The sequence below is a fragment of the Amycolatopsis arida genome, from assembly GCF_900115565.1.
Taxonomy (GTDB): Bacteria; Actinomycetota; Actinomycetes; order Mycobacteriales; family Pseudonocardiaceae; genus Yuhushiella; species Yuhushiella arida.
The window spans coordinates 294,353-319,406 of sequence record NZ_FOWW01000001.1 but is presented as its reverse complement, the minus strand read 5'-3'; the positions used below and the strand labels follow the sequence as shown (position 1 = coordinate 319,406).

14 protein-coding genes are annotated in these 25,054 nt (G+C 74.7%); 8 read left to right on the top strand and 6 right to left on the bottom strand.

What is annotated here, in order from left to right; translation table 11 throughout:
- Positions 1–33 precede the first annotated feature (33 nt).
- Positions 34–3,978: an ATP-dependent RNA helicase HrpA gene (hrpA, locus tag BM051_RS01505; RefSeq protein WP_092526738.1), complete on the top strand. Its 3,945-nt coding sequence runs from the start codon at positions 34–36 to the stop codon at positions 3,976–3,978.
- 109 nt (positions 3,979–4,087) lie between these two features.
- Here hrpA and BM051_RS01500 read toward each other — a convergent pair whose 3' ends face one another.
- Positions 4,088–5,785 carry a bifunctional 3'-5' exonuclease/DNA polymerase gene (locus BM051_RS01500; RefSeq protein WP_092526735.1) on the bottom strand — a complete coding sequence of 566 codons (1,698 nt, stop codon included), beginning with the start codon at positions 5,783–5,785 and terminating at the stop codon, positions 4,088–4,090.
- Between the two features lie 167 nt (positions 5,786–5,952).
- Between BM051_RS01500 and BM051_RS01495 the strand changes: the two genes are divergently transcribed.
- The gene (locus tag BM051_RS01495; protein ID WP_092526732.1) at positions 5,953–7,587 is read left to right on the top strand and encodes an acyl-CoA synthetase; all 1,635 of its coding nucleotides are present in this window, start codon (positions 5,953–5,955) and stop codon (positions 7,585–7,587) included.
- Here BM051_RS01495 and BM051_RS01490 read toward each other — a convergent pair.
- Complete coding sequence (locus BM051_RS01490; RefSeq protein WP_243859891.1) at positions 7,580–8,536, bottom strand: hypothetical protein; 957 nt, start codon at positions 8,534–8,536, stop codon at positions 7,580–7,582. The genes BM051_RS01495 and BM051_RS01490 overlap by 8 nt on opposite strands.
- 191 nt (positions 8,537–8,727) lie before the next feature.
- On the opposite strand from BM051_RS01490, the gene BM051_RS01485 reads away from it, so the two are divergent.
- The 4 genes from BM051_RS01485 to BM051_RS01470 all read left to right on the top strand — a co-directional run bounded on the left by BM051_RS01485 (position 8,728) and on the right by BM051_RS01470 (position 12,420).
- Positions 8,728–9,918 carry a S8 family peptidase gene (locus tag BM051_RS01485; RefSeq protein WP_092526729.1) on the top strand — a complete coding sequence of 397 codons (1,191 nt, stop codon included), beginning with the start codon at positions 8,728–8,730 and terminating at the stop codon, positions 9,916–9,918.
- Between the two features lie 111 nt (positions 9,919–10,029).
- Positions 10,030–10,782, top strand: a complete 753-nt coding sequence (locus BM051_RS01480; RefSeq protein WP_092526726.1) for an SDR family oxidoreductase — start codon at positions 10,030–10,032, stop codon at positions 10,780–10,782.
- Positions 10,782–11,435, top strand: coding sequence for a histidine phosphatase family protein (locus tag BM051_RS01475; RefSeq protein WP_092526723.1), 654 nt, complete (start codon positions 10,782–10,784; stop codon positions 11,433–11,435). The genes BM051_RS01480 and BM051_RS01475 overlap by 1 nt, the downstream gene beginning before the upstream one ends.
- A gap of 64 nt (positions 11,436–11,499) precedes the next feature.
- Complete coding sequence (locus BM051_RS01470; protein WP_243859877.1) at positions 11,500–12,420, top strand: SMP-30/gluconolactonase/LRE family protein; 921 nt, start codon at positions 11,500–11,502, stop codon at positions 12,418–12,420.
- A gap of 99 nt (positions 12,421–12,519) precedes the next feature.
- Here the strand turns inward: BM051_RS01470 and BM051_RS01465 are convergent, their stop codons facing one another.
- A complete protein-coding gene (locus BM051_RS01465) occupies positions 12,520–13,122 on the bottom strand; it encodes a GNAT family N-acetyltransferase (protein ID WP_092526717.1) in 603 nt (200 codons plus the stop codon).
- 127 nt (positions 13,123–13,249) lie between these two features.
- Between BM051_RS01465 and BM051_RS01460 the strand changes: the two genes are divergently transcribed.
- Positions 13,250–14,092, top strand: coding sequence for a TetR/AcrR family transcriptional regulator (locus tag BM051_RS01460; RefSeq protein WP_243859889.1), 843 nt, complete (start codon positions 13,250–13,252; stop codon positions 14,090–14,092).
- Positions 14,093–14,102: 10 nt separating this feature from the next.
- A complete protein-coding gene (locus tag BM051_RS01455; RefSeq protein ID WP_243859875.1) occupies positions 14,103–15,356 on the top strand; it encodes an MFS transporter in 1,254 nt (417 codons plus the stop codon).
- Between the two features lie 7 nt (positions 15,357–15,363).
- Here BM051_RS01455 and BM051_RS01450 read toward each other — a convergent pair whose 3' ends face one another.
- Genes BM051_RS01450 through BM051_RS01440 form a run of 3 tightly spaced genes read right to left on the bottom strand, consistent with a single transcriptional unit; the run spans position 15,364 to position 24,559 of the window.
- Positions 15,364–16,221 (bottom strand): alpha/beta hydrolase, encoded by an 858-nt coding sequence (locus BM051_RS01450; protein ID WP_092526708.1) that lies wholly within the window; start codon positions 16,219–16,221, stop codon positions 15,364–15,366.
- A complete protein-coding gene (locus BM051_RS01445; RefSeq protein ID WP_092526705.1) occupies positions 16,221–22,745 on the bottom strand; it encodes a type I polyketide synthase in 6,525 nt (2,174 codons plus the stop codon). The genes BM051_RS01450 and BM051_RS01445 overlap by 1 nt, the downstream gene beginning before the upstream one ends.
- Positions 22,745–24,559 carry a fatty acyl-AMP ligase gene (locus BM051_RS01440; RefSeq protein ID WP_092526702.1) on the bottom strand — a complete coding sequence of 605 codons (1,815 nt, stop codon included), beginning with the start codon at positions 24,557–24,559 and terminating at the stop codon, positions 22,745–22,747. The genes BM051_RS01445 and BM051_RS01440 overlap by 1 nt, the downstream gene beginning before the upstream one ends.
- Positions 24,560–25,054: the final 495 nt, after the last annotated feature.

Genomic DNA, 25,054 nt, shown 5'->3' with positions numbered 1-25,054 from the left:
TCACCGCGGGCGGGCGGCTATTGTGGAATCCGTATGTCCACGCGATCCCCCCAGCTGACGGCCGACGACCTGCGCGCCGAGCTGCCCGACCTGATGATCGCCGACGAGCACCGGCTGCGCCGCCGGCTCGACGGCGCCCACGACCGCAGGGGCGTGCTCGCCAAGATCGCCGCCGACGTCGAGGCGGCGCGGCGGCGGGTGGACCGGCGGCGGGCCGCGGTGCCGACCCCGGAGTACCCGCCGGAGCTGCCGGTCAGCCAGCGCCGCGACGACCTGGCCGCGGCGATCCGCGATCACCAGGTGGTGATCGTCGCGGGGGAGACCGGCTCGGGCAAGACCACCCAGCTGCCGAAGATCTGCCTCGAGCTCGGCCTCGGGGTGCGCGGCACGATCGGGCACACCCAGCCGCGGCGGATCGCCGCCCGCACGGTGGCCGAGCGGGTCGCCACCGAGCTGCGTACCGAGCTGGGCGGCGTGGTCGGCTACCAGGTGCGCTTCACCGACCAGGTAGGTGAGGACACGCTGGTCAAACTGATGACCGACGGCATCCTGCTCGCCGAGATCCAGCACGACCGGCTGCTGCGGAAGTACGACACGCTCATCATCGACGAGGCGCACGAGCGCAGCCTGAACATCGACTTCCTGCTCGGCTACCTCAAGCAACTGCTGCCCCGCCGGCCGGACCTCAAGGTGGTCATCACCTCGGCCACCATCGACCCGGAGCGGTTCGCCCGGCACTTCGCGGTGGACGGCGAGCCCGCGCCGATCGTGGAGGTCTCCGGCCGCACCTACCCGGTCGAGGTCCGCTACCGGCCGATCGTCGACGACGCGGCTCCCGACGCTGATCAGCGCGCGGACCCGGACCGCGACCAGGTGCAGGCCATCCTGGACGCGGTGGACGAGCTGGTCGCCGAGGGGCCGGGGGACATCCTGGTGTTCCTGTCCGGCGAGCGGGAGATCCGGGACACCGCCGAGGCGCTGGCGCGGCAGGACCTGCCGAACACCGAGATCCTGCCGCTGTACGCGCGGCTGTCCGCGGCCGAGCAGCACCGGGTGTTCCAGCCGCACCGGGGGCGGCGGATCGTGCTGGCCACGAACGTCGCGGAGACCTCACTGACCGTGCCGGGCATCAAGTACGTGGTCGACCCCGGCACCGCGCGGATCTCCCGGTACAGCCACCGCACGAAGGTACAGCGGCTGCCCATCGAGCCGGTGTCGCAGGCGTCGGCCCACCAGCGCGCCGGGCGCTGCGGGCGGACCTCCGACGGCATCTGCATCCGGCTGTACGCCGAAACGGACTTCGCCAGCCGCCCGGAGTTCACCGACCCGGAGATCCTGCGCACCAACCTCGCCTCGGTCATCCTGCAGATGACCGCGCTGGGGCTGGGCGACATCGGGTCCTTCCCGTTCGTCGAGCCGCCGGACCGGCGGCAGATCACCGACGGCGTCGCGCTGCTGGAGGAGCTCGGCGCGCTCGACCCCGACGCGCGGGACCCGCGCCGGCGGCTCACCGGCATCGGCCGCAAGCTCGCGCAGCTCCCGGTGGACCCGCGACTCGGCCGGATGGTGCTGGAGGCCGACCGACACGGCTGCGTGCGCGAGGTGATGGTGATCGCCGCCGCACTGTCCATCCAGGACCCCCGGGAGCGGCCGGCGGAGCAGCAGCAGGCGGCCGACGCCCAGCACAGGCGCTTCGCCGACCCCCACTCCGACTTCCAGGCGTTCCTGAACCTGTGGGAGTACCTCAACACCAAGCAGCGGGAGCTGTCCGGCAACCAGTTCCGCAAGCTGTGTCGCGCGGAGTTCCTCAACTACCTGCGGGTGCGGGAGTGGCAGGACATCTTCGGCCAGCTCCGCCGGCTGGCCAAGCCGCTGGGGATCACCGTGAACGCCCCGGCGGCGCTCGCCGAGGGGGATTCCGCGGCCGCCGACTACCAGCGGGTGCACACCGCGCTGATCGCCGGGATGCTCTCGCACATCGGTCTGAAGGACCCGGTCAAGGGCGACTACCTCGGCGCGCGCGGCGCCCGGTTCGCGATCTTCCCCGGCTCGACGCTGGCGAGGAAGCAGCCGCGCTGGGTGATGGCCGCCGAGCTGGTGGAGACGTCCCGGCTGTGGGCCAGGGTGGTGGCGCGGATCGAGCCGGAGTGGGTGGAGCCGCTGGCCCGGCACGTCGTGAAGCGCGCCTACTCGGAGCCGCACTGGGAACGCCGGCGGGGCGCGGTGATGGCCAACGAGCGGGTCACCCTCTACGGCGTTCCGCTGGTGGTCGGGCGGAAGGTGAACTACGGGCGGATCGACCCCGCGACCTCCCGCGAGCTGTTCATCCGGCACGCGCTGGTCGAGGGCGAATGGGACACCCGGCACCGGTTCTTCTCCGAGAACCGGGCGCTGTTGGCCGAGGTCGAGGAGCTGGAGCACCGGGCCCGCCGCCGGGACATCCTCGTCGACGACGAGACGCTGTTCGAGTTCTACGACCAGCGGGTCGGCGAGGAGGTGGTCTCCGCCCGGCACTTCGACTCGTGGTGGAAGCGGGTCCGCCGGGAGCAGCCCGACCTGCTCAGCTTCGAGAAGTCGATGCTGGTCACCGACGCGGCCGAGGACGTGCGCGCGGCCGACTACCCCGACGAGTGGGTGCAGGGCGAGCTGCGGCTGCCGCTCACCTACCAGTTCGAGCCGGGCGCCGACGCCGACGGGGTGACCGTGCACATCCCGCTGCCGGTGCTCAACCAGGTGCGTGCGGAGGGCTTCGACTGGCAGGTGCCCGGGCTGCGGCACGACCTGGTGACCGCGCTGATCAAGTCGCTGCCGAAGCAGCTGCGGCGGAACTTCGTACCCGCCGCGGACACGGCCGCGCAGGTGCTCGCCGAGGCCGGCCCGGCCGACGGCCCGCTGCTGGCGGTGCTGGGTGACCGGCTGCGCCGGCTGCGCGGGGTGGCGGTGCCGCCGGGGGAGTGGCGGCTGGACGCGGTGCCCGACCACCTGCGGATGACCTTCCGGGTGGTGGACGAGCGCGGCCGGCGGGTCGACGAGGGCAAGGACCTCGACGAGCTGCGGCGCCGGCTGAGCGGGAAGCTGCGGGCGAGCATCTCCGCGGCGGCGGACAGCATGGAGCGCACCGGCCTGCGCGAGCCGGCGTTCGGCGCGCTGCCGAAGGTGTTCGAGGGCGAGCGGCGTGGGCACGCGGTGAAGGCGTACCCGGCGCTGGTGGACGAGGGCGACAGCGTCGCGGTGCGGATGCTGGAGTCGCCGGGGCGGCAGCGGCAGGAGATGTGGGCGGGCACCCGGCGGCTGCTGCGGCTGAACCTGCCGTCGCCGATGAAGTTCCTCAACCGCAACCTGAGCAACCGGTCGAAGCTGGTGCTCGGCCGCAACCCACACGGGAGCGTGGCCGAGCTGCTCGAGGACTGCGTGCGGTGCGCGATCGACACGCTCATGGCCGACAACGGCGGGCCGGCGTGGGACGACGCCGGGTTCGCGACGCTGCTGGCCGCGGTGCGCGCCGGGGTGAACGGGGTGGTGCTCGACGTGCTGCGCGAGGTGGAGCGGGTGCTGCTCGCCGCGCACGACGTCGAGGCGCGGCTGGCCGAGCTCGACGACCGGACGTTCCCGGAGTCGCTGGCGGACGTGCGGGCGCAGTTCGCCGGGTTGGTGCACGCGGGGTTCGTGACCGAGGCCGGCCACGCGCGGCTACCGGACCTGGTGCGCTACCTGCGGGCGATCGAGCGGCGGCTGGAGAAGCTGCCCACCGACCCCGCCCGGGACGTGGAGCTGCTGCGTGAGGTGCGGTGGGTGGAGCAGGAGTACCGGTCGGTGCTGGCGTCCCTGCCGCCGGAGGCCCCGCCGAGCCCCGAGCTGGCCGAGATCCGCTGGATGCTCGAGGAGCTGCGGGTGAGCTTCTTCGCGCAGACCCTGCGCACCGCGTATCCGGTGTCGGTGAAGCGCATCCTCCGCGCCCTCGACACCGCCGCGGCCTGACCTGGTGGGTACCGCGACGCCCGGATCTCCACGATGGGTCTCGATGCGGATCAGTGGCCCGTCAGTGGCCCGTCCATGGCCCGTCAGTGGCCCATTCATGGCCCTGGGGTCACTTGGCGTCGGCGTAGGACTCGACGGTGGCGGCGGGCAGGGGGAAGCGCACCGGACAGGCGGCGCCGAACACCAGCTCCGTCGTCTCCCGCGCGGCGGCCGCCACGCACCCCGCGACCTCCTCGGCCAGCTCGGCGGGGGTGTGCACCAGCACCTCGTCGTGCTGGAAGAAGACCAGGTGCGCCGGCGTGGGAAGCCGCCGCCGGAGGGTGGCCAGCAGCACCGCCGTCCAGTCCGCCGCGCTGGCCTGCACCACGAAGTTCCGGGTGAACCGCCCCCAGTCGCGGGCCGCGCGGCGCGCCCGGTCCTCCGCGCCGGTGTCCCCGCCCCCGGTCAGCGCCCGCCACGCCGCCGACGGCGCCGGTGACGTCCGCCCCAACCGCGACCGCACCCGCTCCCCGCGCTCGCCCGCCAGTGCCGCCTGCTCCACATAGGACACCGCGAGCGGGAAGCGGCGGCGCAGCAACGCCAGCGACGCCGCCGCGTCGCCCGCGGTCCCGCCGTACATCGCCGACAGCATCGCCACCTTCGCCTTCGACCTGTGGTCGTCGGCCGCGGGCACCCCGGCGAACATCACCGAAGCCAGGGTCGAATAGAGATCCACCGCCGCCGACACCTCCGCCAGCCGCCGGTCGCCGGACAGCGCCGCCAGCACCCTCGGCTCCAGCTGCGCGGCGTCGGCCACCACCAGCCGCCACCCCGGGTCGGCCCGCACGCACCCGCGCAGCGTCTTCGGGATCTGCAGCGCCGCCCCACCCCGGCTGGCCCACCGCCCGGACACCACCCCGCCCACCACGTACACGGGGCGGAACCGGTCGTCGCTCACCCACTCGTCCAGCCACGCCCACCCGTGCGCCGAGTGCAACCGGGCCAGCTCCTTGTACTCCAGCAACGGCGCCACCGCCGGGTGGTCCACCCGCCGCAGCACGTGCGCCCGCGCCGAGGGCACCTCGATCCCCGCCCGGCCGAACGCGCGCACCACGCTCGCCGGCGCGTCCGGGTTCACCGGCCGCCCGCCGAACGCCCGCGAGATCCGCTCCGCCAGCTCGGCCAGCCGCCGCGGCCGCTGCCCCGCCGGCGCCCGTGGCCCCAGCAGCTCGGTGAGCAGCTCCGCGTGCACGTCAACCCGCCACGGCAACCCGTCGGCCGACATCTCCGCCGCGGCGAGGGCGCTGGCCGACTCCGCCGCCACCAACAGCCGTAGCCGCTCCGGGTGCGCGGCACCGGTCACCCGCCGGCGCTGCTCGGCGAGCACCAGCTCGGCCGCGTCGGCCACCCGCACTTCGTGGGGAAGGCCCGAGCCCCGCGGGTCGAACAGCGCCGGCTGGTCCACCACGTCGGGATGCCCCGGGTCGACGTCCGCCGGCACCGGCAGCCCGCGCGCCCTGGCGTGGGCCGCCGCCAGCCCTCTCGGCTCGCCGTGCCGGCCCTCGTGCGCCAGCAGCAACCCCTCGGCCAGCGCCAGGTCGTGGCACCGCCGCACCCGCACCCCGGCCCCGAGCAGCACCGGGTAGTCCCGCTCCACGCTGGCGAACACCCAGCGCGGTCGGTGCGCCCGCTCCCACTCGGCCACCTGGCGGGCCAGTGCCGCGGGGTCGAGCCCGGTGAGCTCGGGCAGCCCGGGCAGCCCGGGCAACCCAGCCGATGGCCGCAGGGAGTGGACGCCGTCGGCGTCCCGGGCCACGATGATGTGCACGTCGAAATTCTGCGCGCCGGGACCGACATCGGCGTGCGCACAACCGGACGGAAAGCGGGTTCGCGCCGCGCGAGGGGTGGAGCAGGGGCCGGCCGGTCGGATACTGTCGACCGGCGTTCATACCGGCAGTACGGTATGGATTCGTCGGCCAGCAACGGAGGTGCCGGATGAGAAAACCGCCCAGCCTGTCGGCGCTCGCCGAGAAGGTGCCGGAGACGGTCCGCAGCGTGGGCGTGTTGTGGCGGGCCGGCCTGGTGCCGTTCCCCCGGCTGGACGAGGGCCTCAGAGCGGTGGTCGCGGTGCGGCGGATGGGCCCGTTCGCCGGTGCGACCCAGATCGCCGCGCGCCGCGACCCCACCGCGGTCGGCCTGGTCGACGAGCTGGGTCCACTCACCTTCAAGCAGCTCGACCAGCGGTCCGACGCGCTGGCCAGGGCGTGGCGCGAGCGTGGCCTCACCGCCGACTCGGTGATCGCGACCCTGTGCCGGGACCACCGCGGCCTGGTGCTGGCGATGCTCGCCGCCGGCAAGCTGGGCGCCCGCCTGCTGCTGATGAACACCGGGTTCGCCAAGCCGCAGCTGGCCGACGTGGCCGCGCGGGAGAAGGTCGGCGCGCTGGTGTACGACCAGGAGTTCACCGACCTGCTGGACGCGGTCGACCCCGCGGTCGAGCGCTACCTGTCCTGGGTCGACCCCGGCACCGAGCGGGCCGACCCGTCCGTCCCGGTGCTCGACGAGCTCGTCGCCAGCACCGACGACCGGCCGCTGCCCGCGCCGCCCCGGCCGGGTGGCATGGTGCTGCTGACCAGCGGCACCACGGGCACCCCGAAGGGCGCGCCGCGGCCGCACGTCTCGGCGCTGGACTCGGCGCAGTTCCTCGACCGCGTCCCGCTGCGGGTGGGGGAGAGCACCTACATCGCCGCCCCGCTGTTCCACGGCACCGGCCTGTCCCAGTTCATCCTGTCCTTCGCGTTGGGCTGCACGGTGGTGGTGCGCCGCCGGTTCGACCCGGAGGAGACCCTGCGCGGCGTGGCCGAGCGTCGCTGCACCGCACTGGTGCTGGTGCCGACGATGCTGCAGCGCATCGTCGACCTCGACCCCGCCGTGCTGGACAGGTACGACACCTCGTCGCTGCGGATCGTCTTCGTCGCCGGGTCGGCGCTCTCGCCGGACCTCGGCAACCGCGCGACCAAGCTCTTCGGTGACGTCGTCTACAACCTGTACGGCTCCACCGAGGTCGCGGTGGCCACGGTCGCCACCCCGGAGGACTGGCGGCGGGCGCCGGGCACGGTGGGCCGGCCACCGGTCGGCTGCCGGGTCGCGCTCTACGACGAGGCGGGCCGCCGGATCACCCAGCCGGACGTCACCGGCAGGGTGTTCGTTGGCAGCGGGCTGAGCTTCGGCGGCTACACCGACGGCCGCACCAAGGAGATGATCGACGGGTTGCTGTCCACCGGTGACGTCGGCCACGTCGACGAGGACGGGCTGCTGTTCATCGACGGCAGGGACGACGAGATGATCGTCTCCGGCGGGGAGAACGTGTTCCCGATCGAGGTGGAAAACCTGCTGGTCGAGCGGGAGGACGTGCTCGAGGCGGCGGTGGTCGGGGTGCCCGACGACGAGTTCGGGCAGCGGCTCAAGGCGTTCGTCGTCCCGGCGCCCGGCGCCGACCTGGACGTCGAGACGGTGCGCGAGTACGTGAAGGCCAACCTCGCCCGCTACAAGGTGCCGCGGGACGTGGCCTTCCTGGACGAGCTGCCGCGCAACGCCACCGGCAAGGTGCTGCGCACCAAGCTCAGGTAGGGCTCCACGCGATCCCGAACACCCCGGGGCCGAAGTCGAGGGCGACGGCGTGGGCCGCGCCCCCGGCGTCGACCCGGAGGTCCCGGCGGGCCTCGGGCTCGCCGGGACCGGTGCGGGAGTACCGCCAGCACCGCCGCGGCCTCGCCCGTCCGAAGTGGACCTCGAGGAGGTACTCCCGGACCGGGCGGCGGAACTCGCGGTAGTGCGTGCGGTCGCCCTGCGGGTAGGGCGGCCCGGCGTTGGTCACCGTGTACTCGACGAGGTAGGTCTCGTCCCGGTCCACCGGCCGGTGAAACAGCAGCTCGGCGACCGTCAGCCCGTGCTCGGCGTCGTGCGCCACCCGCCCGACCGAGCAGTTGCGCTGGGCGTCCACCGCCGGCGGCCTCGCTTCCGGACTGTCCTGCGAGTACACCAGCAGCCAGCGGTCCTGGCCGTCGGCGGCGGCCCGGAACACCGCCCTGCTAGCCACCGCGCGCTGCCCGCCGTCGTCGGCCAGCTCGCACCGGTCGTGCAGCGCGACAAGGTCGAGCAGGTGGGGTCGGCGCAGCGCGTGTGGCGCGCCGACCTCGGCCAGCAGCGTTCGCAACGCGTCGGGCGGGAAGGCCAGCGGGCGCTCCGGGGCGGCGCGGCGGGCGGCGGCCGGCCGGCGGGGCCGGAGCGGGGCGAGCTGGCCGAGCAGTGCGCCCGGCGGCACGTCGAGGATCTCCTCCAGCGCGCGCACCGCCGCCAGCGACGACGGCCGCTCCGGGCGGCGCTTGCCCGACTGCCAGTAGCTCAGCGCGGTGACGCTCACCGCGACGCCGTGCCGCTGCAGCCTGGCCTGGATCCGGTCGAGGCTCAGCCCGCTGGCCGCGATCGCCGCGCGCAGCGCCGCCGCGAAGGTGGTGGGGGTGGGATCACCGGGTGGATCCGGCCGGTCCCCCGCGGAGGCCGGATCCCGGTCTGCCATCACCCGGTCACGTTACTCCGATCGGCCTAGTACTGGTAAGTGGGAAACCTTGCCCGCACCACCCGCCCGACGCTTGCATGGCGGGACGGTGACGGTGGGTGGCCCGGGGTCGAGGGGCCGGGGCGCCGAGCGCGCTCCCCGGTGCGGGCATCGCGGTTGCCGCGCAGATCGCCGACGAGGAAGGAAGGCGAATGGGCAACTCGCGATGGTTCCGCGCGCTCGGCGCGCTCTCGCTCGCCGGGATCACCGCACTGGGCGCGACGGGCGGCGGGCCCGCGCACGCGGCCGAGGGCGCGCTCCTGGGCACGGTGACCGCCGGAACCGTTCCGGACAGCTATCTGGTCGTGCTGGACCGGGACGCGGGAGTCCGAGGGCTGGCCGCCACGGCGGAGGGTCTCGTCACCAAGGTCGGCGCGCGGCTGACCCGCACGTTCGGTAGCGCGCTGCACGGCTTCGCGGTGCACGCCAGCGAGGAGCAGGCCCGCCGGCTGGCCGCCGCGCCCGGGGTGGCCTACGTGGCGCGCAACCAGACGCTGCACGCCCTCGACACCCAGCCGGACCCGCCGTCGTGGGGCCTGGACCGCGTCGACCAGCGAGACCTGCCACTGGACCGCTCCTACACGTACCCGACCGAGGCCGACACCGTGACCGCGTACGTCCTGGACACCGGCGTGGTGGCCGACCACCCCACGTTCGGCGGCCGGGTGTCCGGTGGCCGGGACGTCATCGACAACGACGACGACCCCGCCGACGAGCACGGGCACGGCACGCACGTCGCCGGCACCATCGGCGGCGCGGAGTACGGCCTCGCCAAGGGCGTGCGGATCGTGCCGGTGCGGGTGCTGGGCGCCAGCGGAGCCGGCACCACCGAGCAGGTCGTCGCCGGCATCGACTGGGTGGCCGAGCACGCCGGCGGGCCGGCCGTGGCCAACATGAGTCTCGGCGGCGGGGCGGACGAGGTGTTGGACGAGGCGGTGCGCGGCGCGATCGCGAAGGGCGTGACCTTCGCCGTGGCCGCCGGCAACAGCCGCGCCGACGCCGGGAACTTCTCGCCGGCGCGGGTGCGCGAGGCGATCACCGTCGCGGCCAGCGACTCCACCGACCGCAGGGCCTCGTTCTCCAACACCGGCGCCGTGGTCGACCTCTACGCGCCGGGCGTGGACATCACCTCGGCTTGGCCGGGGGGCACGGACAAGCCGCTGAGCGGGACGTCCATGGCGGCGCCGCACGTGGCCGGCGCCGCCGCGCTCCACCTGGCCGACCACCCCGACGCCACGCCCGAGCAGGTGACCGAGGCGCTGACCGCGGGCGCGACCGCCGGCAAGGTCCGCGACCCCGGCGCCGGCACGACCGACCGGCTGCTGCACGTGGCGCCTCGGTAACCCCAGCTCCACGTTTCCCTGGAGAGCCCGGCGATCCCGGTGGCGGCGACCGCGCCCGCCGTCACCGGGTCGCCGGGTTGTTACCAGCCGGTAGGGGTGCCACGATGAGGCATGACCTTCCGCAGGAACATCGTGATCACCGGGGCCAGCTCCGGCCTCGGTGAGGGGATGGCCCGGCAGTTCGCGGCCCGCGGCCACCACCTCGCGCTGTGCGCCCGGCGCACCGACCGGCTCGACGCGCTGGCCACCGAGCTGCGGGAGCGGCACGCGGGCGCCGTGATCGTCACTCGCAAGCTCGACGTCAACGACCACGACCAGGTGTTCACCGTGTTCCGCGAGTTCCGCGCCGAGCTGGGCACGCTGGACCGGGTCATCGTCAACGCCGGGCTCGGCAAGGGGCAGCCGATCGGGTCCGGCCGGTTCGACGCCAACCGGGACACCGTCTGCACGAACTTCGTCGCCGGGCTGGCGCAGTGCGAGGCGGCGCTGGAGATCCTTCGCGAGCAGAACGCCGGTCACCTGGTGGTCGTCTCGTCGTTCAGCGCGCTGCGCGGGATGCCCCGCAACCTCACCGCCTACGCCGCGTCGAAGGCGGGCATCGCCGTGCTGGCCGAGGGGATCCGGGTGGACACGCTGGACACCCCGATCGCGGTGACCTGCCTGCTGCCCGGCTACATCGAGTCGGAGATGACCGGGCGGGCCGGCCGGACGCCGCTGCTGGCCGACGCGGGGCAGGGCGCGCGGGCACTGGTGCGGGCCATCGAGCGGGAGCCGGCGCGGGCTTACGTCCCGGCGCTGCCGTGGGCGCCGCTGAGCGCGCTGGTGCGGGTGCTGCCGGCCCGGTTGCTGCGGAAGCTCGGCTGATGGGCGCGATCTACCTGGTGCGGCACGGCCAGGCGTCGTTCGGCGCCGCCGACTACGACGTGCTGTCCGACCGCGGCCGGGAGCAGGCGGTCGCGGTCGGTGCCGAGCTGCGCCGCCGGCGGGTGCGGCTCGCCGAGGCCCGCTGCGGGTCGATGGCGCGGCAGCGGGGCACCGCCGAGGCGGCGCTGGCGGAGCTGCGGTCCGGGCTGGTGGCGAAGGAGGATCCGCGGTGGAACGAGTACGACCACCTGGACGTGCTCGACGCCTACGGGGGGTCGATGCCGGGGGAGGACCCGCGGGCGTTCCAGCGGGCGCTGGACGCGGCGCTGACCTGCTGGGTCGACGCCGGCGCGACGAGCGCGTGCGCGGAGAGCTGGCCGTCGTTCACGACGCGGGTCCGCGAGGCACTCGACGATGTCGTCGGCGCGCTGGGCCGGGGTGAGCACGCGGTGGTGTTCACCTCCGGCGGCGTGATCGCCGCGCTCGGCGCTCAACTGCTCGGCGCGCCGGAGGCGTTCCCGCGGCTCAGCCGGGTCGCCGCCAACGCGAGCATCACCAAGGTCGTCTCCGGCCGCGGTGGGCTCTCGCTGGTGTCGTTCAACGAGCACGCGCACTTCGATGGCGACGCGGGCGAGCTGCTCAGCTACCGGTAGTTTCCGTCGTGTCGTTCGTGGTCGGTCGGTTCTGTTCGGTTCACGTCGGTTCAGGGAGGTAGAGGTGGCGTTCACGGGGGTGCGGCTGGTCCCGGTCAACGGTGAGGGGCCGGAGGACGTGGTGGTCGACGAGCAGGGCCGGATCTACACCGGCGTGGCCGACGGGCGGATCCTGCGGATCAGCCCGGACGGCCGGCGGATCGACACCATCGCCGACACCGGGGGTCGGCCGCTCGGCCTGGAGCTGTACGGACCGGACGAGCTGCTGATCTGCGACTGCGACCGCGGCCTGCTGGCCGTGTCCCGCGACGGTGGCGAGCCGCGGACGCTGGCCACGGAGGCCGCCGGTCGCAGGTTGCTGGCCACCAACAACGCGGCCGTGGCCGCCGACGGCACCGTCTACTTCACCGACTCCTCGGCGGTGTTCCCGATCCCGCGGTGGCGGGAGGACCTCATCGAGCAGACCGGCAGCGGGCGCCTGCTGCGCCGCGCGCCGGACGGCACGATCGACGAGTTGCTCGGCGGCCTGCAGTTCGCCAACGGCGTCGCGCTGGCCGCGGACGAGTCGTTCGTGGCCGTGGCCGAGTCCGGGGCGTGCCGGGTGCGGCGGGCGTGGCTGACCGGCGACCGGGCCGGGACCACCGACGTGTTCCTCGACGACCTGCCCGCCTACCCGGACAACATCTCCACCGGCAGCGACGGCCTGATCTGGGTCGCCAAGGCCAGCCCGCGAGTCGCCGCGCTGGACGTGGTGCGGCGGCTGCCCCCGCCGCTGCGCGCCACGGTGCGCCGGGCACCGGTGTGGCTACAACCCGGCCTGGGGCGCACGGTCGGCGTGCTCGGCGTGGCGCCGGACGGCCGCGTCGTCCGGGAGCGCACCGGCGAGATCGACGGCTTCCACGTGCTCACCGCCGTCCGCGAGAAGGACGGCCAGCTCTACTTCGGCAGCCTCGTCGAACGCGCCATCGCCATCGCCCCCCGCTAACCCGCGCCCTGTGCACACGTGTCCGCGCTCTGTGCACACGTGTCCGCGCTTCGCGTCGCTGTGTTCGCCGTTTCCGTCGGTGGTTGGCCGCTGGGCTCGTCAGCTCCTGGGCTCGCGCCACAGCGGTTGGAGGGTGGAGCCTTCGTCGGGAAGGAGGATCGGGGGGCCGTACGGGGTGAAGCCGTGGCGGGTGTACAGGCGTTGGCTGTCCTGGGTGCTGGCCTCCAGATAGGCCGGCTGCCCCTCGTCGTCCGCCCGCTCCAGGCGGTACCGGAGCATCCCGCCGCCCACGCCCCGGCCCCGCCCGGCCGGCACCACCCCCATCGACGACAGGAACACGTGCGGCCGCTCGGGGTGCCGCTCCGCCACCCGCCCCAGCACCGTGGCCATCCGTTGGTACGCCGGCTCCGGCCGCTCCAACGCCAGCTCCGCGACCCGCGCCGCGTCCTGGCGGGCTCGCTCGGCGGACGGCATGTCGACCCACACCGACACCCCGACGATCCCGTCCCCCGCCTCGGCGACGATCACCTCGTCGGTGCGCAGCGCCTCGGCGAGGAAGTCCCGGTACGTCGACGCCAGCGCCGCCATCTCCGGCGCCACCCACCGCGCGACGGCCTCGTCGGCGAACGCCTCCGCGATCTGGGCCAGCTCGTCGGGCCCCGCCACGCGGACGATCACGTCCTCCCGCCGCGCCGTCCTCATCGATCACCTCTCCTTTCGTACGCCGTACCAACGGTGCCGACGTTTCCATCCACCACACCGGTCCGCTAGCTTTTACGTCACGAAAAGTGCCGTGACGAAAAGGGGCGACCGTGGGGCGTTGCGCGCAGTGCGGGGAACCGATCCCCAGATCCGGCCGCGGCGGCCGCGCCGCTACTGCGGCCGGGCCTGCCAGGCTCGGGCCTACCGTGCCCGCAAGGACGGCGGCCCGAGGCCGGTCCGCCGGATCGCGCCGGACCACCGCGCGAAACCAGACCACGTCCCCGACCGCGCCACGGTGGTCCGCGTCGCCGTCCGGCTCGCCGACGCCGAAGGGCTGGCGGCGGTGTCCATCCGCGCCCTGGCCGCCCACCTGGGCCTGCCCGCCATGTCGCTGTACCGCCGCGTCTCCGGCAAGGACGACCTGGTCGCCGGCATGGCCGACACCGTACTCGCGGAGTACCGCCCGCCACCGGAGCCAGCGACCGGCTGGCGAGCGCGGCTGGAGCACGAGGCCCGCCAGGAATGGGCGCTCTACCAGCGCCACCCCTGGATACTGCCCGTCCTCGCCACCACCCGACCACCCCTCGGCCCCGGCGTGCTCGCCGCCGTCGACCGGACTCTCGCCGCGCTCGGCGACCGCGTCGACCCCGAGGCCGCGTTCGCGCTGTATCTGCTGGTCAGCGGCTACGTCCAGGGCATGGCCCTGCTGTCGGCGGCCGAGTCGGCGGCGGTGCGCGACACCGGCGTGACCGGTGGCCGATGGTGGTCGGCCCGGTCCGCCGCGCTGCCCCGCACCGCAGCCGCCCGGCATCCGGCGCTCGCGGCCCTGGTCGAGCGGGGCCTGGTCGCGCCGCCCGCCCCCGACGCCGTGCGGGCGTGGTTCGAGTTCGGTCTCCGGCGGGTGCTCGACGGCGTCGCCGTGTTCCTCGCCGAGCCCGTGCCACCGGCCGGGCACCGGAGCACCGGATAGGCTCGGTGGCGTGACCAGGGGCACCGGACGGGCGGAGGCCGCACTCCGCGAACCCACAGTGCCCGTCGGCATGGGCTGGACGCTGAAGCTGTCCGCCGCCGTGCTCGGGTTCTCCATGGCGGTGATCACGCCGATCCAGATCCTGCTCCCGCTGCAGATCGCGGACATCGCGCCCGAGCGCAAGGAAGCCAGCCTCGCGGTGGTCACGGCCTGCGCGGCGGTCGTCGCCATCCTCGCCGCGCCGATCGCCGGCGCGCTGTCCGACCGCACGACGTCCCGGCTCGGCCGACGCCGGCCGTGGATCCTCGGCGGCGCCGTGGTCTGCGGCCTCGCGCTGGCCGCGCTGCCCGCGCAGGCCACGGTGCTCGGCGTCGCGCTGCTCTGGATGGCCGCGCAGGGCGCGCAGAACGCCATGTTCGCCGGCCTCACCGCCACCGTGCCCGACCAGGTCCCGGTGCGCCAGCGCGGCTTCGTGTCCGCCTTCGTCGGCCTGCCGCTGCCGCTCGGGGTGGTGCTCGGCGTGTTGCTGGTGACCACGGTGGTGCCCACCCGCATCGGCGGCTACCTGCTGCTGGCCGGCCTGGTCGTGCTGCTGGCGCTGCCGTTCGTGCTCACCACCCGCGACCCCCGGTTGCCGCCCGGCGCGCGTCCGCCGTTCGCGCTGCGCCGGTTCGTCCGGAGCTTCTGGATCAGCCCGCGCCAGCACCCCGACTTCGCCTGGGCGGCCGTCGCGCGGCTGGCGATCCAGCTGGCGAACTCGATCGCCACGCTGTACCTGCTCTACTTCCTGCGCGACGTGCTGCGGCTGCCCGACCCGGCGCGCGGCGTGTTCGTGCTGACCCTCGTCTACACCGCCGGCATCCTCGCCACCAGCGTGCTGGCCGGCCGGCTGTCCGACCGCAGCGGCCGGCGCAAGGTCTTCGTCGTGGTGTCCTCGGTGGTGATCGCGGTGTCGATGCTGATGCTGTCGGTCTGGCACACGTGGAGCGCGGTCGTGGTGGCCGCCGGCGTGCTCGGCCTCGGCTACGGCGTCTACGTCGCGATCGACAACGCGCTGATCACCCAGGTGCTGCCGGCCGCCGGGGACCGCGCCAAGGACCTGGGCATCGTCAACCTCGCCAACACCGCGCCGCAGGCGTTCGCGCCGGCGATCGCCGGCGGGATCATCGCCACGCTCGGCAGCTACACCGTGCTCTACCTGACCGCCGGGGCGATCGCGCTCGTCGGCGCCGCGCTCGTCCTGCCCATCCGGAGCGTGCGCTAGGCCGTGCTCACTCCCTGAGCACGTCGAGGGCGTACGGCCAGAGCTCGGTGACCATCCGCCGCCACGTGGTCCAGAAGTGGGTGCCGGGCCCGAACCGGGTCGTGACGTCTCCACCGAGCTCGCGCAGCCGCGTCGCGAGATCCTCGCTCATCGCCCGGGAGTAGCGCTCCACCAGCCCCATCCCTGGCACGCGCTCCTCACCGGGCACCCGCCGGCCGTCGCCCGCGGCGAGGTAGACCCTGGTGCCGCGCAGGGACTCCGCGCACAGGTACGGGTCGTTGGCGGCCCACTCGTCCCGGCAGGTCCGCCGCGGCCCCCACACCCGGCCGGGGCGCATCCCCTCGCGCAGGGACAGCGCGCCCAGCAGTGCCGCCATCCCCGGCCGGGTGAGGTGCATCAGCCCGCTGAGCGACGCGGCCGCTCGGAACATCCCCGGATGCCGCATCGCGTAGCGCAACGCGCCGTAGCCACCCATCGACAACCCGGCGACCATCCGCGCTCCGCCGGCGCCGAACTCGCGCTCCACCAGCTCCCGCAGCTCGACCAGGTGGAAAGTCTCCCACCGGGGCACCGTGCCCCGCCGGTCCGGCACCCGCCAGTCGGTGTAGAAGCCGAGCCGCCCGGCCTCGGGCAGCACCACCAGCACCCCCGATCCGGCGGCGCGGGCGGCGACGTCGGTGTGCGCCAGCCAGGACCGGTGGTCGTCGGACGAGCCGTGCAGCAGGTACAGCACCGGGTGCGGCGGCGGGCCGTCCGGCACGAGCAGCACCACCTCGGCCTCCCGGCCGAGCGCGGGGGAGAACAACCGCAGCTCGCGGACGTTCGCCCCCGTGCCGGCCGAGGCCAGCACCCGCAGCCCGCCCATCACGCTCCCCGCGAGCCGACCGGCCGGGCGGTGACGGTGAGCAGGTTGTGCAGGTGCTTGCCGATGTGGTCCACAGTGGGCGGATCCAGCAGCGAGAGGTGGTGGCCGGGCACGGTGATCACCTCGAGATCCGGGCAGTAGGCGTCCCAGCCGCGGGCCGGGTCGGTGCGGTCGAACCGCTGGTCCCGCAGCCCGCCGGGCACCTGCTCGGCCGCGCTGAAGAACACCACCCGCCCCGGGTACGGCTCCGGCCGGTACCGCTCCAGCGAGCGGGCGTCCAGGAACGACGTCCGCTGGTGCCGCAGGATCGCGTCGCTGACCTCGGTGTTGACCAGGCCCTCGGCGAGCATGGTCTCGATCAGCAGCTGCACCTGGTCCTCGTCGCCGAGCCGGGCCAGCCGCTCGTACGGCAGCCGCACCCTCCGCCCGTAGCTGGTCTCGAGGAACTCCGCGAACCGGGCGAACCTCCGCTCCGTCAGCTCTACTTCGGACAGTCCGGTCTCGTTGGGCAGCGGTAGGATCGGGTCGATCAGCGCGAGCAGCTCCACCCGCTCACCCGCCCCGCGCAGCTGCTGGGCCAGCTCGAAGGCGAGGAACCCGCCGAACGACCACCCGGCGATCCGGTACGGACCCGCCGGCTGGATCGCCCGCAGCTCGGGCAGGTAGCGGCGGACCCGGTCCTCGACGTCGGCGACGCCGTCCAGCCGGTCGAAGCCGTACGCCGGCACCTCCGGGTCCAGCAGCTGCACGAGCTGCCGGTACACCGCGGTGTCGCCACCACCGGGGTGGCAGAAGAACAGCGGCGCCCTGCCGCCCTCGGCCCGCAGTACCCGCACGGGCGAGCCGGTCCGCTCGTCCTCGCGCAGGTGCCGGGCCATCCGCTCCACCGTCGGGTGCTCGAACAGCTCGGACATCGTCAGCTCCCGGCCGCTGCGCTCCACCAGCAGCGCGGTGACCGCCTCGGCCTTGGCCCTGGTGCCGCCGACGCCGTAGAAGTCCTGCGTCACGCCGACGTCGCTGCCGAGCACGTCCCGCCATGCGCTGGCCACCAGCCGCTCCGCGGCGTCGCGCGGCGGCACCCGCAGCAGCTCGGTGCGCGCCGGCCGGTCGGCCGTGCCCAGGCCCAGCTCGTCGAGCAGCCACTGCTCCACCTCGGCCACGCTCGCGCCGCGCAGCAGCAGCGACACCGGCAGGGACAGGCCGAAGTCGTGCTGCACGGCGTTGCGGATGCGCACCGCGAGCAGTGAGTCGACGCCGATCGCGGGCAGCGGCGCGGTGGTGTCCAGCCGCTCGGCCGGGAAGCCGAGTACCCCGGCGACCCGGGCCCGCAGCTGGCCGGCCGCGGCGTCCCGCGCGGCGGCCGGTTCGAGCGCCCGCAACCCGTCCGGGCCGGGCCAGTCGGTGCTCTCGTCGGCCACCACGTAGTCACCGAGCAGCTCGGCGAAGAAGGGCAGCTCGGCCAGCTTCGGAAACGCGGTGAGCAGCCGCGGGGCGTTCAGCCGCAGCGCGCCGGTGCTCGCCCGATCCTCGGCCAGCACGGCCGCGAGCACGGCGAGGCCCTCCGCTGGCCGGATCGGGTGCAGCCACGGCACCTCCACGCCGGCCGCGGCGCCGACCTCGGCCCAGGTGCCCCAGGACACCGTGCAGCCGGGCAGGCCCTCGGCCCTGCGCAGGGCGACCAGCGCCTCGAGGTAGGCGTTGGCGGTGGCGTAGGCCGGCTGCCCCGGCAGGCCGTGCAGCGCCGCCCCGGAGGAGAACCCGACGAACCAGTCCAGCTCCCTGCCCCGGGTGGCCTCGTGCAGTCGCCACGCCCCACGTGCCTTCGGCCGCCAGCACCGGTGCAGGGTGTCGGCGTCGAGCCGGGTGGTGGTTCGGTCGTCGAACACGGCCGCCGCGTGCACCACGCCGCACAGCCGGCCCGCCGCCACGACCAGCCGCTCGGCCACCCCGGGCTCGGCCACGTCACCGAGCACCACCTCGACGTCGGTGCCCCGCGCGGTGATCCGCTCGATGGCCGCGGTCGCCTCCGGCCGCGGTGCCGACCGTCCGTTGAGGACGATCCGGCCGGCGCCGTGCTCGGCCAGCCACTCGGCCAGCAGCAGGCCGAGCCCGCCGAGGCCACCGGTGACCACGTAGCCGCCTTCGGGACGAACCGGTGGGGTGGAGTCGGCCGGCACCGGCGGGACCCAGCCCAGCCGCAGCGCGAACCGCTCGCCGCCGCGCCAGGCGACCTCGTCGTCACCAGGGGCGGCGGTCGCCGCCAGCTCGGTGGCCAGCGCGGCGGCCCGCTCGGCCAGGTCCGCCCGCGGGTCGAGGTCGACCAGCGTGGTGGTCAGCTCCGGGTGCTCGTAGGCCAGCACCCGCACCAGACCGCGCAGCGCGGCGAGGGCCGGCCGGCCGGGCTCGCCGGCCACGGCCGCGGCACCGGCGGTCGCCAGCACCAGCCGGGGCGGGCGACCGGCGCCGCGCTCGACCAGCGCGCGCACGGCGTCCCCGACGGTCAGCACCGCCCGCTCGGCCGCGTCCAGCGCCGCCTCGCCCTCGGGCACGTCCGGGAGCGGCACCACCACCGCGGAGAGACCGTCCACTGTGTCCACGTCGCCGCCCCGGACGTCCACCCCGGCCGCGACCAGCGCGCCGGCCAGCGGCGTCGGACCGTCGGACACCACCAGCACCGGGCCCGCCGGCCGCCGGCCCTCGGGCGCCGGCACCGGCTGCCAACGCGGTTCGAGCAGCCGCTCGGTCAGCGGGGCCAGCTCGCTACCGGTGACCGAGCGGACGAAGACGTCGGTGACCTCCAGCAGCACCCGGCCGCGGTCGTCCACCAGGTGCAGCTCGCCGAGCAGGCCGGCCGCGCCGTCCGTGGGGGCGGTCACCGACACGTGCACCAGCCGGCCCAGCGCCGGGTCGCCGTACACCCGCACGCCGCCGAACTCCATCGGCACGTAGGCGCCGTCGAGGCCCTCGGCGGGGTCCGGGCCGAGCAGCGCGCCGGCGAAGGCCTGCAGGCACGCGTCGAGCAGCGCCGGGTGCAGCCGCAGCAGCGGGTGCCGCGGCGCGGCTTCCGGCAGGGCCACCTCGGCCACCGCGCACAGCCGGCCGCCCTGGTCGTGCCGCCCGGCCCGGACGGTGGTCATCCCGGCGAACGCCGGCCCGTAGCGCACACCGAGCCGGGCCAGCCGGTCGTACAGCGGCCGGACCGCCACCTCGCGCAGCTCGGATGTGTCCACTTCGGACAGGAACTCGTCGGCGCTGGTGCCGGGCACGACGGCCACCTCGGCGCTGGCGTGCGTGAGCCAGCTTCCGTCGGGCTGCTTGGTCCGTACGGTCACCGTGCCGGTGTCGCCCTCCCCGGGGACCAGCACGGTGGTCACCGGGGTGTGCTCGGCCAGCGGCAGCGGCGCGTGCATCACCAGCCCGGTGACCGCGACCCGCTCGGCCGGCACGTCGAACACCGCCCGGGCGGCGGCGCCGGCCAGCTCGACGTAGGCCGCGCCGGGCAGCACCGGCCGCCCGTCCATCCGGTGGTCGGACAGCCACGGCTGGGCGGCGGCGCCGAGGTCGGCCCGCCACACGTGCCGGCCGTCGTCGGGCACCTCGACGTGCGCGCCGAGCAGCGGGTGCTCGTCCCGGCGCTGGGCGGTGCCCAGGCTGGGGCGCGGCAGCCAGTGCCGCTCGTGCCGCCACGGCAGCGGCGGCACGTCCACGATCGCGCCGCCGCGCGGCGCGGCCTGCCCGGCCAGCTCCAGCCGGGCCAGCTGCCGGTGGAAGTGGGTGACCTCGTCGTCCCCGGAGGGCGCTGGCTGGCGCAGCGTGGACAGCACCACCGGCGCGCCGTTGTCGGCGAGCGCGTGCCGCAGCACGGGATGCGGGGACACCTCGACGAACGTGCTGTGCCCGTCGGCGACCGCGGCGGCCACCGCAGCGGCGAACCGCACCGGCCGCCGCAGGTTCGCCGCCCAGTAGCCGGCGTCGAACACCGGCTCCCGCCGCGGGTCGGGCAGCACGGTGCCGTAGCAGGGCAGCTCCGGCGTGGCGGGGCACAGCTCGGCCAGCTCCTCGCGCAGCGCGCCGGTGACCGTGTCGACGACCGGCGAGTGCGCGGCCACGTCCAGCTTGACCAGCTTCGCCAGCAGGCCGCGGGCCGACACCTCGGCCACGATCTCGCGGACCCGGGTGGCGCTGCCGGCCACCACCGTCTGGCTCGGCGCGGTGAGCACCGCGACGTCGACGTCGGGCAGGTCGCGGACCAGCTCCTCGGCCTCCTCGGCGCTCACCTCCAGCAGCGCCATGGCGCCGTCACCGGCGAGCGAGGCGAGCAGTCGGGAGCGCAGCGCCACGATCCGCGCGCCGTCGGCCTCGGTGAGCGCGCCGGCCACCACCGCCGCGGCGACCTCACCGAAGGAGTGGCCGATCACCGCCGCCGGCCGCACACCGTGCGAGCGCCACAGGTCGGCGAGCCCGACCTGGATGCCGAACACCAGGGGCTGGACGTGGTCCATCGTGCGGGCGTCGATCCCGGCTTCGAGGTCGGCGCGCAGCGAGCGCCCGGTCGCGGCCAGGATGTGTGGATCGAGCCGGTCGACGGCCGCGGCGAACACCGGCTCCTCGACCAGCAATCGCCGGCCCATCCCGGCCCACTGCGACCCGTGCCCGGAGAACACGAACACCGGGCCGCCCCGCGCCGCGTCGACCGGCGCCGGGGTGTCCTCGCCGGAGGCCAGCGCCCGCAGCCCGGCCACCAACTCGGCGGTGTTACCGCCGACGACCGCGGCCCGGCACCGGCCGTCCAACCGCCTGGCCAGGGTGTGCGCGATGTCCGCCGTGGCGAGCTCCGCGCCCTCCCCGGCCAGCCAGCCGGCCAGCCGGGTGGCGTGCGCGCCGAGCCGCGTGGCGTCGGGGGCGCCCAGCAGCAGCCGGGTCCGGGAGGCCGGGGGACTGGCCTCGGTCTCGGGCGCGAGCCGCTCCCGCTGGAGCACGACGTGCGCGTTGGACCCGCCGAAGCCGAAGCCGGACACTCCGGCCACGGCCGCGCCTTCGGTCGGCCACGGCCGCTCCTCGTCGACCACCGCCAGGCCCAGCTCGGCGAACGGGATGTGCGGGTTGGGGCCGGCGTAGTTCACCGTGGCCGGAACGCGGCCGTGGTGCAGGGCCAGCACCACCTTGATCAGCCCGGTGATCCCGGCGGCCGCCTCGAGGTGGCCGAGGTTGCTCTTGACCGAGCCGATCAGCAGCGGCCGCTCGCTCGGCCGGTCCGTGCCGAGCACGGCACCGAGTGCGCGGGCCTCGATCGGGTCGCCGAGCAGGGTGCCGGTGCCGTGCGCCTCCACGTAGTCGACGGTCGCCGGGTCGACGCCGGCATCGTCGTAGGCGGCCCGCAGCAGCGCCCGCTGGGCGTCCGGGTTCGGCGCGGTCAGCCCGTTGGACCGGCCGTCGGAGTTGGTCGCGGTGCCGCGGATGACGGCGAGCACCCGGTCGCCGTCGGCCCGCGCGTCGGCCAGCCGCTTGAGCACCACCAAGCCAGCGCCCTCCGCCCTGCCGATGCCGTCGGCGTCGGCGGAGAACGGCTTGCACCGGCCGTCGGCGGCGGTGATGCCCATCTGGTCGAAGTTCGCGGTGACCGCCGGGCCGAGCAGCAGGTTCGCCCCGCCCACCAGGGCCAGCCCGCACTCGCCGGCGCGCAGACTGCGTACGGCGAGGTGCACCGACGTCAGCGACGACGAGCACGCGGTGTCCACGGCGAGGCTCGGACCGCGCAGGTCCAGCACGTAGGACAGCCGGTTCGCCGCGATGCTCAGCGCCGCGCCGGTGCCCGCCCAGGCGTCCACTCCGGACAAGTCGGCCAGCGATCGGGCGCCGTACTCGGTGCCGCTGATCCCGACGAACACTCCGGTGTCGCTGCCGCGCAGCGAGCCGGGGGCGATGCCGGCGTGCTGCACCGCCTCCCAGGCGACCTCCAGCAGCATCCGCTGCTGCGGGTCCATCCGCGCGGCCTCGCGCGGCGCGATGCCGAAGAACTCCGCGTCGAACCCGGCGATGTCGGGCAGGAAACCGCCGCGTCGGCTCACCCCCTCGGGGGCGTCGGGGTAGTCGTCCCAGCGGCCCTCGGGCAGCTCGGAGATCGCGCTGCCACCCTCGGTGAGCAATCGCCAGAACCGGTCGGGCCCCGCCACGCCGCCCGGCAACCGGCAGCCGACGCCGATCACCGCGATCGCGTCGTCGTCCCCGGTGGCGGCCGGGGACGGGGCGGGCTCGGTGGGAACCCGACTGGGAGCCGGGGCGGGCTCACCGGTGAGCCCGGCGGCCAACTCGGCGATCGAAGGGTGGTCCCACAGCAGGGTGGTCGGCAGCGCGCGGTCGAGCAGGTCCTCCAGCTCGCCGGACAGCTCGACGGCCTTGCGGGAGGACAGCCCGTACTCGACCAGCGGCCGGTGCTCGTCGATCTCGGCCTCGGTCAGCTCGCACGCCGCGGCGACCTGCTCGACCAGCCAGCGGCGCAGCTCCTCGGTCGTCGGCTCGGCCACTACCGCTCCCGCCGCCCTCGGTCGTCGCGCCGCTGGTCGTCGCGCTGTTGATCGACGCGCTGTTGGTCATCCCAGTAGCGCCGCCTGGTCGCGGCGCGCGCGATCTTGCCGCTGGACGTGCGCGGCACCCCGCCCGGCCGGACCAGGATGACGCCGCGCAACCGCACGTCGTGCTCCGCGGACACCGCACGGCGCACCGCGCGGACGATCTCCTCCTCGTCGACCTGGGTGGGGTCGGCCTGCCGGCGGTACTCCGCCACCACGGCCGCGCCCTCACCCTGCCCGGGGGAGGACACCGCGAACGCGGCCACGTGGTCGCGGCGGATGGCGGGGTGCGCGTCCTGCACGGTGGCCTCGATGTCCTGCGGGTAGTGGTTCTTCCCGTCGATGATGATCAGGTCCTTCATCCGGCCGGTGACGTAGAGCAGGCCATCGTGGCACAGGCCCAGGTCGCCGGTGCGCAGCCACCCGGTCGCGGGGGTGTCCGCGTCCGGGTCCTCAATGGTCGCGCCGAACGTCTCGGCGCTGCGCTCGGGTTGCTGCCAGTAGCCGTCGGCCACGTTGGGCCCGTGCACCCAGATCTCGCCCACCTCGTCCTCGGCGCACAGGGTCCGGTGGCGCGGGTGCACGATCCGCACGAGCTGACCGTGCGGCCGGCCGGCGGCCACCAGGTCCACCGCGCCGGGGCTGCCGGCGGGCACCGTCACACCGCGGTCGGCGCCGAGCGCCGCGCGGTCGAAGCCCGTGATGGTGGGCCCCTCGTCGCGGGTGTTGGTCACGAACACCGTCGCCTCGGCAAGGCCGTACGACGGCCGGTGTGCCTCGGCGCGGAAGCCGTACGGGCCGAACTCGGCCAGGAACCGGGCGATGGTGTCCGGCCGCACCGGCTCGCTGCCGTTGATCACCACGTTCGCGTTGGCCAGGTCCAGCCCGGCGCGGTCGGCCTCCTTGACCTTCCGGGCGGTGTAGTCGAAGGCGAAGTTCGGCGCGGCGGTGAAGACGTTCGGGTGTTCCGACATCTGCCGCAGCCAGCGCACCGGCCGCATGATGAAGTCGAACGGGGTCATGAACACCGAGTGCGCGCCGGAGAACACCGGCAGGCACAGCAACTGCACCAGCCCCATGTCGTGGAAGAACGGGATCCAGCCGGCGCAGGTCCAGGTGTCGTCGACGCCGTAGGCGGACCCGCCCTGCCAGGTGTTGGTGACCACCGCGCGGTGGGTGATGACCGCGCCGGCGGGGTCGCGGGTGGAGCCCGAGGTGTACTGCAGGTAGGCGGGCGCGTCGAGGTCGACCTCGGGGGCGCTGAACCCCTCACCCGCGGCGAGGTCCACCCGGTCCACGGCGAGGATCGACTTCGGCATCGGCACCGGCTGCTGCTCGGCGAGGGCCCGCACCGAGTCGAACGCCGGCTCCGTGGTGAGCCACACCTCGGGCGCGCAGTCGGCCAGCGCGTTGACCAGCCGACCGCCGTGCTGGCTGACCTCCGGCGCGAACAGCGGGACGGCGATGGTGCCGGCGTGCAGGGCGCCGAGGAACGCCGTCACGTAGCCCAGGTCCTGCGGGGCGAGCACGGCCACCCGCTGTCCGGGAGTGGTGGTCCTGGTGATCTCGGCGGCCACCGCGCGCACCCGCCGGGCCAGCTCGGCCCAGGTCACCGTGTGCCGGAAGCCGTCCCGGTCGGACGCGTGGTCGAGGTGGGTGAACGCGGGCCGGGTGGAGCCGGCCCGCTCGGCCAGGTACGCGGTCAGTGGCCGCAGCGTGGGGACGACGCCGTCCGGTTCCGAGAAATGCCGGCGGTCAGCCAACGACATGTGCAATCACCTGCGGGGAGATAGTTGTGGAAGCGGGGAGTCGCCTATCGCCGTGCTCAGCCGTCATGGTGTGTCCGGACTGGATCCGTTCATCCTCCGGCAATCAGTACTTCTACCGAAGTCCGCAATTCTGTTGATCCGGCAACGGGCACACCCTCACGGTATGTCGGGGTATTCGAATCACGCTATTGGCTGATAAGCGGACCCAACCGTAACGATCCTGTGACTGGTGCGCAAGGCGGGGGGTGGTCTGTTCCACTATCGGGTGCGTCCACTCGTGGTCAGATCACTAACTCTGCGCAGTCATCTGTCATGCTGGTGAGCGCTTCCCGGCAGGTGAACGGGGCGGTTGGCGGATGCGCTGGGTGACGGTTCATGCTAGGCGCCGCGACGAAAGGCGGAGAAGTGGTGCACGTGGAAACCGGACACGATCTTGCGACCCGCCCCGAAAACCCGGTCGCGGAGCCGGTCCGCTATCGTGGCCGACCCTGGCTC

Coding starts and splice junctions, on each gene's coding strand:
- BM051_RS01495 (WP_092526732.1), top strand. CDS start 5,953: ATGAGAAAACCGCCCAGCCTGTCGGCGCTCGCCGAGAAGGTGCCGGAG.
- BM051_RS01475 (WP_092526723.1), top strand. CDS start 10,782: ATGGGCGCGATCTACCTGGTGCGGCACGGCCAGGCGTCGTTCGGCGCC.
- BM051_RS01485 (WP_092526729.1), top strand. CDS start 8,728: ATGGGCAACTCGCGATGGTTCCGCGCGCTCGGCGCGCTCTCGCTCGCC.
- BM051_RS01490 (WP_243859891.1), bottom strand. CDS start 8,536: ATGGCAGACCGGGATCCGGCCTCCGCGGGGGACCGGCCGGATCCACCC.
- BM051_RS01450 (WP_092526708.1), bottom strand. CDS start 16,221: ATGGGCGGGCTGCGGGTGCTGGCCTCGGCCGGCACGGGGGCGAACGTC.
- hrpA (WP_092526738.1), top strand. CDS start 34: ATGTCCACGCGATCCCCCCAGCTGACGGCCGACGACCTGCGCGCCGAG.
- BM051_RS01465 (WP_092526717.1), bottom strand. CDS start 13,122: ATGAGGACGGCGCGGCGGGAGGACGTGATCGTCCGCGTGGCGGGGCCC.
- BM051_RS01440 (WP_092526702.1), bottom strand. CDS start 24,559: ATGTCGTTGGCTGACCGCCGGCATTTCTCGGAACCGGACGGCGTCGTC.
- BM051_RS01480 (WP_092526726.1), top strand. CDS start 10,030: ATGACCTTCCGCAGGAACATCGTGATCACCGGGGCCAGCTCCGGCCTC.